The 12,415-nt window shown below is 64.0% G+C and carries 9 protein-coding genes and 1 pseudogene; 4 read left to right on the plus strand and 6 right to left on the minus strand.

Annotation, left to right across the window (positions count from 1 at the left end; genetic code table 11):
* The first annotated feature begins 155 nt into the window (after nucleotides 1–155).
* Complete coding sequence (locus B0G80_RS09490; protein ID WP_106279195.1) at nucleotides 156–701, plus strand: LuxR C-terminal-related transcriptional regulator; 546 nt, start codon at nucleotides 156–158, stop codon at nucleotides 699–701.
* Nucleotides 702–844: 143 nt separating this feature from the next.
* On the opposite strand, the gene B0G80_RS09495 is transcribed toward B0G80_RS09490, so the two are convergent.
* Nucleotides 845–1,276 (minus strand): thioesterase family protein, encoded by a 432-nt coding sequence (locus B0G80_RS09495; protein WP_041758509.1) that lies wholly within the window; start codon nucleotides 1,274–1,276, stop codon nucleotides 845–847.
* A 185-nt stretch (nucleotides 1,277–1,461) separates the two neighbouring features.
* Nucleotides 1,462–2,238: an SDR family oxidoreductase gene (locus B0G80_RS09500; protein ID WP_012433748.1), complete on the minus strand. Its 777-nt coding sequence runs from the start codon at nucleotides 2,236–2,238 to the stop codon at nucleotides 1,462–1,464.
* 187 nt (nucleotides 2,239–2,425) lie between these two features.
* Here B0G80_RS09500 and B0G80_RS09505 point away from each other — a divergent pair.
* Nucleotides 2,426–4,100 (plus strand): annotated as a pseudogene (locus tag B0G80_RS09505) (electron transfer flavoprotein-ubiquinone oxidoreductase).
* Nucleotides 4,101–4,163: 63 nt separating this feature from the next.
* Here the strand turns inward: B0G80_RS09505 and B0G80_RS09510 are convergent.
* The 4 genes from B0G80_RS09510 to B0G80_RS09525 all read right to left on the minus strand — a co-directional run bounded on the left by B0G80_RS09510 (nucleotide 4,164) and on the right by B0G80_RS09525 (nucleotide 9,858).
* Entirely contained in the window at nucleotides 4,164–5,642 is a 1,479-nt protein-coding gene (locus B0G80_RS09510; RefSeq protein WP_116117819.1) for a tetratricopeptide repeat protein, read from the minus strand.
* Nucleotides 5,643–5,688: 46 nt separating this feature from the next.
* Nucleotides 5,689–6,789: a chorismate synthase gene (aroC, locus tag B0G80_RS09515; RefSeq protein ID WP_106309582.1), complete on the minus strand. Its 1,101-nt coding sequence runs from the start codon at nucleotides 6,787–6,789 to the stop codon at nucleotides 5,689–5,691.
* 375 nt (nucleotides 6,790–7,164) lie between these two features.
* The gene (locus B0G80_RS09520) at nucleotides 7,165–9,102 is read right to left on the minus strand and encodes an MFS transporter (RefSeq protein WP_116117820.1); all 1,938 of its coding nucleotides are present in this window, start codon (nucleotides 9,100–9,102) and stop codon (nucleotides 7,165–7,167) included.
* Between the two features lie 294 nt (nucleotides 9,103–9,396).
* Nucleotides 9,397–9,858 (minus strand): CBS domain-containing protein, encoded by a 462-nt coding sequence (locus B0G80_RS09525; RefSeq protein ID WP_012433753.1) that lies wholly within the window; start codon nucleotides 9,856–9,858, stop codon nucleotides 9,397–9,399.
* Between the two features lie 240 nt (nucleotides 9,859–10,098).
* Between B0G80_RS09525 and B0G80_RS09530 the strand changes: the two genes are divergently transcribed.
* Complete coding sequence (locus B0G80_RS09530) at nucleotides 10,099–11,442, plus strand: O-acetylhomoserine aminocarboxypropyltransferase (protein ID WP_116117821.1); 1,344 nt, start codon at nucleotides 10,099–10,101, stop codon at nucleotides 11,440–11,442.
* A complete protein-coding gene (locus tag B0G80_RS09535) occupies nucleotides 11,439–12,272 on the plus strand; it encodes an alpha/beta fold hydrolase (protein WP_116117822.1) in 834 nt (277 codons plus the stop codon). The genes B0G80_RS09530 and B0G80_RS09535 overlap by 4 nt, the downstream gene beginning before the upstream one ends.
* Nucleotides 12,273–12,415: the final 143 nt, after the last annotated feature.

Genomic DNA, 12,415 nt, shown 5'->3' on the forward strand with positions numbered 1-12,415 from the left:
AGTCATCCCCGGCCGGCCGTGCGCCCCGGTTTCGCTGCGCGTAGTACAAAGCCCGCCGCGGACGGCTTCGCCGCGTTGTCATGTGCTCGAAAGAGTACGCTGGGCGCGCCATGCGGCACAATACGCAAAAATACATAAGTACTTGCCGCCAATTCATGCCCGCACTGGATTATCAAACCGCGTTCCAGCTCGCTCCAATCGGACTCGTCCTGTCGCGCGAACGAACTATCGAAGACTGCAATGACGAGCTCGCGTCGATATTCGGCTGCACGCGAGAGTCGCTGCTCGGCCAGTCGTTCCAGGTGCTGTATCCGTCCACAGACGAATTCGAGCGGATCGGCGCGCGGATTCCGCCCATCATGACGGCGCACGGCAGCTACGCGGACGACCGCATCATGAAACGGGCCAACGGGGAATTGTTCTGGTGCCACGTGACGGGCCGCGCGCAGGAACGCGCCGACCCGCACGCGGCGGGCGTCTGGACCTTCGAGGACTTGAGCGCGACACGGCGCGTGGCGGTCGAACTGACACCGCGCGAACGCGAAATCGCCGCGCAACTGGTGACGGGAAAAACCAGCAAGCAGATCGGGCGGGTGCTGGATATCAGCCCGCGCACCGTCGATGTCTACCGGGCGCGGCTAATGCGCAAATACGATACGGGTAACGCGACGGAGTTGTTGCAGCGCCTGCTCGGGCATTGAAGCAGCGGCGCGTGTGTCGGGACGCTGGTTCGCGCGACGCTGAGTCGCGCCTTTAGCAGGCCACCTCAGAGGCAAGCGGGCAATGCACGGCAACGTTAGCGAACGCCGCCGGTTCGCCACGAAAATCGGCTGAAAGCCGGCTATTACGCCACCTTGACCAGCGCAGCCCGCTCGATGGTTTCGCGCAGCAGGTCCGGCACCGGCACCGACTTGCCCGCCGCGTAATCGATCCAGACGCAGCGCGCGGCGCCACGTGCATAGACGGTATTCGGATCGTCCGCGCGCACGAGTTCGAAACCCGTGTCGAAGCTGCTGCGGCCGGGCGTGGCCACCGTCATCCGGCCGATCACGTCGCCGGGATAATGCAGTTGCTTGAGAAACTCCATCGACGCATTGACGATCACCGGACCCTGGCCGTCGGCATTGTTACCGGCCAGGCCCAGCTGTTCGAACCAGGAAATCCGCACCTGCTCCATGTAGCGGAAATAGACTGTGTTGTTCACATGGCCGAAGGCGTCCATGTCGCCCCAGCGGATCGGCATCGACATCTCGAAAACTGCGTGAAAATCGCTCATCGTACTTCTTTAACGGGTTGAAATCAGGTTGAAGCCGGCGCGCGGACCGGCGCAGAGACAGACAGCAACATAGCGCGCGCCCTCGAAAGGACAAAGTCCCGAGGGTGTAAAACAGTTTCTTCGAACGGACGCAAATCCGGTCCTCGCGACCTGCAAGCACGAGCGCCGGCCGCGCCGTCTTGCGTTCAGGAGAGCCCGAAGCCGTCGTCGGCGGCAATCACCGAGCCGTTGATGAACTGCGATTCGTCCGCCGCCAGCAGCAGCAGGAGTCCGTCCAGATCTTCCGGTTTGCCGACGCGGTGACGCGGCAGCATCGACACGAGCTTCTGCCCTTGCTCCGTCGACCAGTGATGGTGATTGATCTCCGTGTCGATGTAGCCCGGGCAGATCGCGTTCACGTTGATGCCGTGCTTGCCCCACTCCAGCGCCATGGCTTTCGTCATATGCACGACAGCCGCCTTGCTGATCGAATACAGGCCGATCTGCGGCAGCACGCGCAAACCCGCCATCGACGCGATGTTGATGATGCGGTACGACGGCTTCTGCGCGCCGTTGCCGCGCATGATCATGCGCTTGGCGACTTCCTGAGCGACGAAGAACGCGCCGCGCGTGTTGGTATCGAACACATATTCGAAGTCGGCGGGGGTGACTTCCGAGAGCTTCTGCGTGGTCGACACGCCCGAATTGTTCACCAGAATATCGATCGTGCCGGCCTCGGTCTCCGCATGGGCGACCGCCGACTTGATGCTCTGGTAGTCGGTCACGTCGAGCGAAACGACGTGCGCCGCGCCGCCGGAGGCCTCGATCTCGGCGCGCAACTCCTTCAGACGCTCGGTCCGCCGGCTCGCCAGCACGACCTTGGCGCCCGCCTGCGACAACACTTGAGCAAAGCGCTTTCCCAACCCGCTCGAGGCGCCGGTAATCAGCGCGACCTTGCCTTCCAGATTGATCGAACGGCCCATTGTCGTTCCTTGTTCGGTTGTTGTTACGGCTGCGGTTGACGGGTGCGGTAAGACCGTCACTACGGGTCATACCGTATCATAGAAATAGAACGATCGTGCTAATCTCTGCTCATCTGGTTGCAGTGCGGGTGTGCATCGCCCACAATACGAACCCGAAAAAAGCATTCTAACGGTAAGAGGAGCATCAATGACCCCCGCAAGTCTCATTGAGCAATACGGTCCACGCGAGTCGATGGAATACGACGTCGTGATCGTCGGTGGAGGCCCCGCCGGGCTGTCCGCGGCGATCCGCCTGAAGCAGCTGGCAGCGGAAAAAGGCGTCGAGCTTGGCGTGTGCGTACTGGAAAAAGGCTCGGAGATCGGGGCGCATATCCTGTCGGGCGCGGTGATGGATCCGCGCGCGATCACCGAACTGATTCCGGACTGGAAAGAAAAAGGCGCGCCGCTGACGGTCGACGTGACCGAAGACAAGTTCCTGTTCCTGACCGAAACCGGCTCGAAGAGCGTGCCGACCTGGGCGTTGCCGGACAATTTCAAGAATCACGGCAACTACGTGATCAGCCTCGCGAATGTCACGCGCTGGCTGGGTCAGCAGGCCGAGGCGCTGGGCGTGGAAATCTTCCCGGGCTTTCCGGCGGCGGAGATTCTGTATAACGGCGATGGTTCGGTCAGAGGCGTCGCCACCGGCAACCTTGGCATCGGCAAGGACGGCGAGCCGACCGAGAACTTCCAGCTCGGCATGGAGCTGCACGCGAAGTACACGCTCTTCTGCGAAGGCGCGCGTGGGCACCTGGGCCGTCAGCTGAACGATAAATTCAAGCTGCGCGAAGGCGCCGATCCTCAGGTCTACGGGATCGGCATCAAGGAACTGTGGGAAATCGATCCTTCGAAGCACAAGCCGGGTCTGGTGATGCACACTGCCGGCTGGCCGCTGGAGAACGATACGTACGGCGGCTCGTTCCTGTATCACATGGACAACAATCAGGTGGTGGTGGGCTTTGTAGTCGGCCTCGGCTACACGAACCCGTATCTGTCGCCGTTCGAGGAATTCCAGCGCTACAAGACGCATCCGGCGATTCGCGCGGTGCTCGAAGGTGGCAAACGTGTGTCGTACGGCGCACGCGCGATCACGGCCGGCGGCCTGATGTCGCTGCCGAAGCTGGTGTTCCCGGGCGGCGCGCTGGTCGGCGACGATGCGGGTTTCCTGAACGCGTCGCGGATCAAGGGCTCGCATGCGGCGATCAAGACCGGCATGCTGGCTGCCGAAGCTGCTTTTTGAAGCCGTGCAGGCAGGTCGCACCAGCGATGAACTCACCGCGTATCCGGAGAGTTTCAAGACTTCGTGGCTGCACACGGAACTGCATCGCGCGCGCAACTTCAAGCAGTGGATGAGCAAGGGCCTGTACCTCGGCACGCTGATGGTGGGCATCGAGCAGAAGCTGCTGGGCGGCAACGTACCGTGGACGCTGCATCATCAGCATTGGGATCACGAGATGCTCAAGCCGGCTTCCCAATGCAAGCCGATCGTGTATCCGAAGCCCGATGGCAAGCTCACGTTCGACCGCCTTTCTTCAGTGTTCATCTCGAACACGAATCACGAGGAAAATCAGCCGGCTCACCTGACGCTGAAAGATCCGTCCGTGCCGGTGAATGTGAACTGGCAGACCTATGCCGGTCCGGAATCACGCTATTGCCCGGCGGCCGTGTACGAGTTCGTGAAGAACGACGACGGCAGCGAACGCCTCGTGATCAACGCGCAGAACTGCGTGCACTGCAAGACCTGCGATATCAAGGACCCGACGCAGAACATCGTGTGGGTCACGCCTGAAGGTGGCGGCGGTCCAAACTATCCGAACATGTAATCGATGCTTCACTTGCCTTCGCAGCGCCTGCTTCTGAATGCCGGCGCTGCGAAGGCAGGCAACTCAGCGCCGCCCCACCGCTTCAATCCGCTCTCGCACCTTCGCCACCACCGGCGCCCAGTCGCCGACATGCGGCTGTCGAACTAACTCGATCGAATCGTACCAGGCAGTCTCCGGCGATCCATCGCCCCAGAACCAGGCGGAGACGTGGTCGATCATCAAACAGGTCGCCACGCCAAGCGCTCCCGCCAGATGCGCGGGCCCGCTGTCGATCGTGACGACCAGATCCAGATTCGCGAGCAACGCTGCGACATCGTCGAAGCCGGACTGAAAATGATGCGTCAGATCGACGACGTCGAGACCCTTGGCCTGCCACTGCGCGACCGTCTCGCCGCGCCCCGGCGACACAGCGAAATAGGTCACACCGGCTACATTCAACAGCGGTTCGATTTGCTCGGCCGGCACCGAACGCCGCATATCGCGGATATGGTCCGGATTGCCGTTCCACACCAGACCGACCTTGCGATTGCCGCGCTTACCCGCCGGGTGCGCTTCGACTCGCTCACGCCATGTCTGCTCAAGAGCAAGATCAGCGCTCAAGTACGGCGCGCCCCACCCCGTTGCGTCGACAATACCGAGCCGCAGCGGCAGGCTCATCAGCCCGCAATGAAAATCCGGCTGCGTCTCCAGACTCGTTTCGAGCGGCAAGTCGGCGGGCAGCATTCTTTCGAATAGATGCCGCAACGGTCCGTCGTGGCCAAAAACCACCCGGCCGCCCTCACGCCGCGCCTGCTCGGCCAGCAGCGGCAAAAAACGCACCGCCCAGAGGCAGTCGCCATTGCCTTGCTCGCCGTACACCACCAGTGTTTTGCCGGCAAGCGATTCGCCCTGCCAATGCGCACTGATCGCCGCGAGGGCTTGCTGCGCGTTATTCAGTTCGCCCGCCGCGAACGCGATGCGCGACTCGTAATGCGCCCAGCCATCGGCAAACCGTCCACTGCGAATCTCGAGTTCCGACAGATCGAACAGCGCATGGGCGTTGTGCGGCGAAAGCGCCAGCACTTGCCGCAGCAACGCCTCGGCCTCGGCGAATCGCGCCTGCTCCTTGATACACAGCGCCAGCTTGTGAAGCGCCACCGGATTACCCGGCACGACGCGCACGGCTTCGCGTAAATGCGCCTCGGCTGCGGCGAAATCATCGCGCTGCTGGACGGCCGCCGCGCGCCAGATCAACGCGTTGGCGTCTTCGGCATGACGCGCGAGCAGCAGGCCGGTGGCCGAGTCGACCAATGCCCAGTCGCGCAACACGAACGCCGTTTGCGCAATCGTATGCAGCAGTGTCGGTTCGCAGGAAGGATCGAGTTGATAGGCGCGCACCAGCGCAGCAAGCGCCTCGCGCTGGCTCGCCTTGTCGCGGCCGGCGTGTTGCAGCAACGCCAAACCGAACGCCAGGCAGTCGCCGGCGGCGGCGTTGGGCGCGGCGGCTTGCGCACGCAAACCCGCGAGGTGGCTCGCGGACGGCGCGGAGTTGAGATCGGTCATGGAGAAGGCGCTGCCAACGGGTACAGAGCTGCCTGAAGCAGGCCCGTTAAGGCGCGCTCGCCGCGATCTTCGGCGTGCTGACGGCTACGTCGCCGCATTGCGCGCGATGGCGCAGCGCATGGTCGATCAGCACCAGCGCCAGCATGGATTCAGCGATCGGCGTGGCGCGGATGCCGACGCACGGGTCATGCCGTCCGAACGTTTCGACGACGACCGGCTGCCCCGCCTTGTCGATCGAGCGGCGCGGCGTGCGAATGCTCGACGTCGGCTTGATCGCGATCGACACTGTCACGTCCTGGCCGGTCGAAATACCGCCGAGCACACCGCCCGCGTGATTGCCGACGAAACCCTCCGGCGTCAATTCGTCGCCATGCACCGAGCCGCGCTGCGCGACGCTGGCAAAGCCCGCGCCGATCTCGACACCCTTCACTGCGTTGATGCCCATCATGGCGTGCGCAATGTCCGCGTCGAGACGGTCGAACAACGGCTCGCCGAGGCCGACCGGCACGCCCGACGCCACGACGTTGATGCGCGCGCCGATCGAGTCGCCGTCTTTGCGCAGCGCGTCCATGTAGGCTTCGAGCTGCGGCACGATCTGCGCGTTAGGCGCGAAGAACGGGTTCTCGCGCACGTGCGCCCAATCGACGAACGGCACGTCGATCTCGCCGAGCGCCGCCATATACCCGCGAATCTCGGTGCCGAATTTCTCGCGCAGCCACTTCTTGGCGACCGCGCCCGCGGCCACCGTCGGCGCCGTGAGGCGAGCCGACGACCGGCCGCCGCCGCGATAGTCGCGGATGCCGTATTTCTGCCAATAGGTGTAGTCGGCGTGGCCCGGGCGGAACGTGTCGGCAATGTTGCCGTAGTCCTTGCTGCGCTGGTCCGTATTGCGGATCAGGAGCGCGATCGGCGCGCCGGTGGTCTGGCCTTCGAACACGCCCGACAGAATCTCGACCTTGTCTTCTTCCTGACGCTGCGTGACGTGCCGCGACGTGCCGGGCTTGCGGCGGTCGAGTTCGAACTGGATGTCGGCTTCGTTGAGCGCCATGCCCGGCGGGCAGCCGTCGATCACACAGCCGATAGCGGGGCCGTGCGATTCGCCGAAGGTCGTGACAGTGAAAAGCGTACCGAGCGTGTTGCCGGACATGGGCGTCGTCCAAAGAAATGCGGGGAAAACGTTATTATGCCAGCCCCGTGGCGTCTGGACCGCGTCGCGCGGCCGCTTTGGCCGATCGGCCAGGGGAGCATGCGCGAGCGCTTCCCGGTCGATCACCTAGTTTGTCAAGACACATGCCGCGCGATGTAGGAACGTTCGCATCGCCGCCGGCCCAAGTCATTCAGGCTGCGGGAACGCAAAACATCGCGAGTCGGAAATTTCTGCGCCGATATTGCGCACAGCCTGACCGGGCAATCTGCACCTGGCCGGCGCCCGCATTCCACCACCTTTCACCCGAGCCCCGCCCGGCGCCGGCATCTTTCCTTTTCCGTGATGCCGTTGGCGGGCTTCAGCGCCGCGGTCACGCTACTTCCGTGCTCCGCGCAACTCGGTGACGATCTGCTGCAACTTCTCCGGCGTTGCCAACGCGGGCTCAATCGGCTCGCCCACCGCCAGCGTCAGGCGACTCATGACGCCCTTCTGGATCGGCCGCGGCCAGCGCGCGTCGCCCGCGCGCGAAAACACGCTGCCCCACAGGCCACGCAACGCCATGGGAATGACCGGCGCCGGCGTGCGCCGGATGATCTCGGTGACGCCATGACGGAACGGATTCATGTCGCCGGTTCTGGTCAGCTTGCCCTCCGGGAAGATGCAGACCAGATCGCCCTCCGCGAGCGCCTGCGCGCAGCGTTCGTAGGCGCGCGTCAGCAGCTGGGGGTCCTGATGCGCGGGCGCGATCGGAATTGCCTTGGCGTGACGGAACACCCAGCCGGCGAACGGCGATTTGAAGATCTGGTGGTCCATCACGAAACGGATCGGCCGCGGGCTCTCGGCCATGATGACGATCGCGTCGACGAAACTCACGTGATTGCAGACCAGCACGGCCGCGCCCTCTTCCGGAATCCGCTCGGCATGGACGAGGCGAATCCGGTAGAACGTGTGCACCAACACCCAAGCGATGAAGCGCAGCAGAAACTCCGGCACCAGCGAGTAGATATACGTCGCCACCACGATGTTGAGCAGCGCGGTGACGAGGAAAATCGCGGGAATGCTGAAGCCAGCAGAAGTCAGAGCGACGGCCATCAGCGACGAGACGATCATGAACAGCGAGTTCAGGATATTGTTCGCCGCGATGATGCGCGCACGGTGGCTCGGCTGGCTGCGGCTCTGGATCAGCGCATACAGCGGCACGCTGTAGAAGCCGCCGAACATGGCGAGCAGGAACAGATCGGCCAGCACTCGCCAGTGCGCGGGCCGCAGAATGAACTCGCCGACGCTCAGCAGATGTCCCGGCAGCGGCAATGCGTGGCTAGCGAAAAACAGGTCGATCGCGAACACGCTCATGCCGATCGAACCGAGCGGCACGAGCCCGATTTCGATGCGCCGCTTCGAGAGCTTTTCGCACATCAACGAGCCGAGGCCGATGCCGATCGAGAAGGTGCCGAGCAGCACGGTCACGACGTCCGGATCGGCGGACAGCACATTCTTCGCGAAACTGAAAAACGACGACAGGAAGATCGCGCCGACGAACCACAGCCAGGAAATCCCGAGCAGGCTCAGAAACACGGTGCGATTCTCGCGCGCCAATTTGAGGTTGCGCCACGTCTCGCTGACCGGATTCCAGTTGATGCGCAGATCGGCCTGCGGCGCCGGCGTGGTCGGCACGAAACTCGACACCACGCGCCCCACCAGCGCGATCGCGACGCACGCGCAAGCCAGCACCACCGCGCCATGTTCGACAAAACCCGCGCCCACTCCGCCGACGATCGTACCGATCAGGATCGCCACGAAGGTGCCCATTTCGACCATGCCATTGCCGCCCACCAGTTCCGCCTTCGACAGATGCTGCGGTAAATACGAGTATTTGACCGGCCCGAACACGGTGGAGTGCACGCCCATCAGAAACGTGCACAGGTACAGAAGCGGCGCGCTATGCAGCCAGAAACCCGCGCCGCCAATCAGCATCACGACGATTTCGAAGCTCTTGACGAAGCGCGTGAGCATCGCCTTGTCGTACTTGTCGGCGATCTGGCCGGAGGTGGCCGACAGCAGCACGAACGGCAGAATGAAAATGGCCGAGATCAGGAACGCCGCCGTTTTCGGATCGACTCCGGAAAAGCGCGCCGCCTGATACGTGACAAGCGACGTGAAGCCGATCTTGAACACGTTGTCGTTCATCGCGCCGAGGAACTGGGTCCAGAAAAACGGCGCGAAACGGCGCTGACTGAGCAGCCGGAACTGGGATTCGTGTGCCTCGTGTTGACGGGCAGCGCGGCGGGCAGCAGGTAACGGACGATCGCTCATGGAATTCCAAACACAGGCTGGAAGAACGACATGGAAGAAAGTGCCATGCATGGTGTTGCGTGTGGGCGGGTCGCCGGGCGGCGCGCGGTGCCGGATTGCAAATCCCGGACTGCAAACCCATTACGCGCGCTCACGCCCGCCTCGGCGTCGAGCCGGGCACCGAACTGGACACCAAACTCCACATGCGGCCGAACCCAGCGCCGGACACAAAAAAAGCGCACGCTTTCGCGCGCGCCTCGACTGCCTTTTCGCGCTCACAGCAACGACCAGCGCGTCGCAGTGAATCGCCGCGCATTAACGCGCCGGCTGCTGTTCCTGCTGTTCTTCCGGCCAGTCGCGGATATAGGCCTTGAGCATGCGGTTTTCGAAGCCCTGCTCTTCGACCACTGCCTTGGCGACGTCGTAGAACGAAATCACGCCCATTAGCGTGCGGCTTTCCAGCACCGGCAGATAACGCACGTGATGCTCGAGCATCATGCGGCGGACTTCGTTGACGTCCGTTTCCGGCGTGCAGGTGAGTGGATGGTCGTCCATCACCTTGCGGATCGTGGAAGTTCCGACGCTGCCGCCATTCTTGCTCAGCGTCAGCATGATTTCGCGGAATGTGAGCATGCCGACGAGGTCGCCGTACTCCATCACCACCAGCGAGCCGATGTCGTGCTCGGCCATGGCATTGACTGCGTCGTGCAGCGTGGTATCCGGCGTGACCGTGAATAGGGTATTGCCTTTGACTTTGAGGATGTCGCTGACTCGCATGATCTGTCTCCCGTAGTGCCCGCTAAGCTGGTAAAGCATCGATGTTTTTCGATCCTAGCGGAAAGACCCATAAAAGGAAAGCGGCCCGCCCACCAAGGCGCAGCGGGCGTTCGCAGGTTCGAAGCGGTGCTTGCGCGCGCACCCGCATCGGGAAAACCGCGCTTGAAGCGCCGCATGCCGGTGATAGGATGGCCGCCACTTTCACCATTCGCGAGGCCGTCCGTGGCCTCGCCGTCCAGCATGTCCGCCAACCGTTTCGACACGCTTGCGCTGCACGCCGGCGCTGCTCCCGACCCGACAACCGGCGCACGCGCCACGCCGATTTACCAGACTACCTCGTTTTCGTTCCGCGACTCGGACCACGCCGCGGCGCTCTTCAATATGGAGCGCGCCGGTCACGTGTACTCACGCATCTCGAACCCGACCGTGGCCGTGTTCGAGGAACGCGTCGCCGCGCTGGAAAACGGCGCGGGCGCGATCGGCACGGCAAGCGGCCAAGCGGCCTTGCATCTGGCCATCGCCACGCTGATGGGCGCGGGCTCGCACATCGTCGCCTCCAGCGCGCTGTACGGCGGCTCGCACAATCTGCTGCACTACACGTTGCGGCGCTTCGGTATCGAGACGACCTTCGTCAAGCCCGGCGACCTCGATGCGTGGCGCACCGCGCTGCGTCCGAACACGCGGTTGCTGTTCGGCGAAACGCTCGGCAATCCGGGCCTCGACGTGCTCGATATCGCCGCCGTGGCGCAGATCGCGCATGAGCACCGTGTGCCGCTGCTGGTCGACTCGACATTCACCACGCCTTATCTGCTTAGACCGTTCGAACACGGCGCGGACTTCGTTTATCACTCGGCCACCAAATTTCTCGGCGGCCATGGCACGACGATCGGCGGCGTGCTGGTGGACGGCGGCACGTTCGACTTCGAGGCCTCCGGGCGTTTTCCCGAATTCACCGAGCCTTACGACGGCTTTCACGGCATGGTGTTCAGCGAGGAAAGCACCGTCGCGCCGTTCCTTCTGCGAGCACGCCGCGAAGGCCTGCGCGACTTCGGCGCCTGCCTGCATCCGCAAGCCGCGTGGCAACTGCTGCAAGGCATCGAAACGCTGCCGTTGCGGATGGAGCGGCACGTTGCCAATACACGCCGCGTGGTCGAATTCCTGACCGGTCACGCGGCAGTCGAATCCGTCGCCTATCCGGAGTTGCCGACACACCCGGATCACGCCCTTGCGAAGCGCCTGCTGCCGCGCGGCGCCGGCGCGGTGTTCAGCTTCAATCTGCGCGGCGACCGCGCCGCCGGGCGCAGTTTCATCGAGGCGCTCTCGCTGTTCTCGCATCTCGCGAACGTGGGCGACGCGCGCTCGCTCGTGATCCATCCCGCATCGACCACGCACTTTCGCATGGACGCCGCCGCGCTCGCCGCGGCCGGCATCGCCGAAGGTACGATCCGCCTCTCGATCGGCCTCGAAGACCCGGACGATCTGATCGACGACCTCAAGCGTGCGTTGAAAGCCGCACAGAAAGCGAGCGCGACAAACGCGCCGCATGGCGGCACAGCCGCCCAACCCCGCCCGGAGTCAGCATGATCCTGACCGTTCAAGGCAAACCCGCCTACGCGTACACCGGCGGCAAAGCGTTCGATGCGAACCTGCCGACCGCCGTCTTCATCCACGGCGCCGAGCACGATCACAGCGTGTGGGCGCTGCAAACCCGCTACTTCGCGCATCACGGCTTTGGTGTGCTGGCCGTGGATCTGCCTGGTCACCGCCGCAGCGCGGGCCCGGCTATGACCACGGTGCCGGCCATGGCCGACTGGCTGGCCGCGCTGCTCGACGCCGCCGGCGTGCAACGCGCCTTCGTGGCCGGCCACAGCATGGGCTCGCTGATCGCGCTCGACTTCGCCGGCCGCTATCCGGAGCGCGCAACGCATCTCGCCCTGCTTGCCACGGCGATTCCGATGGCCGTCTCCGACGCGCTGCTCGACGCCGCCTTGCACCGTGAGCCCGAAGCGATCGCCATGGTCAATCAATGGTCGCATTCGACCTTCGCAGCCAAACCCTCCTGCCCCGGCCCCGGCTTCTGGCTGCACGGCATGAACCAGCGTTTGATGGAGCGTGTCTCGGCAAGCGGCGAGCCGAACCTGTTCCACACCGACTTCGCCGCCTGCAACAGCTACGCGGACGGCCTCGCCCGCGCCGCGCAGGTGCGCTGCGCCGTACGCCTGATCGTCGGCCGGCGCGATGCGATGACGCCGCCGCGCGCCGCCAAAGCACTTGCGGGCGCCCTCGCGCAGGCCGGCGTACCGGTCGACACGGTCACGCTCGAAGCCGGCCACGCGCTCATGTCCGAGCAACCCGACGCCACGCTTGACGCCCTCTTCAGCTTCGCTTCCAGAGCGCCCCGCGAGGTCCGATAAACGTCACGAGCCGTCACGATAACCGCGCGAAGACCGGCGCGCCATCGGCCGAATGGCCAGGTTGCGCGCGTCGGCCGATAGCCGCACAATGGGCCAAGCCTGTCCTGTTTCGAGCGCGTGCATCTGCATATTCGTACGCGCTA

The organism is Paraburkholderia sp. BL6669N2 (assembly GCF_003387275.1).
Lineage (GTDB): Bacteria > Pseudomonadota > Gammaproteobacteria > Burkholderiales > Burkholderiaceae > Paraburkholderia.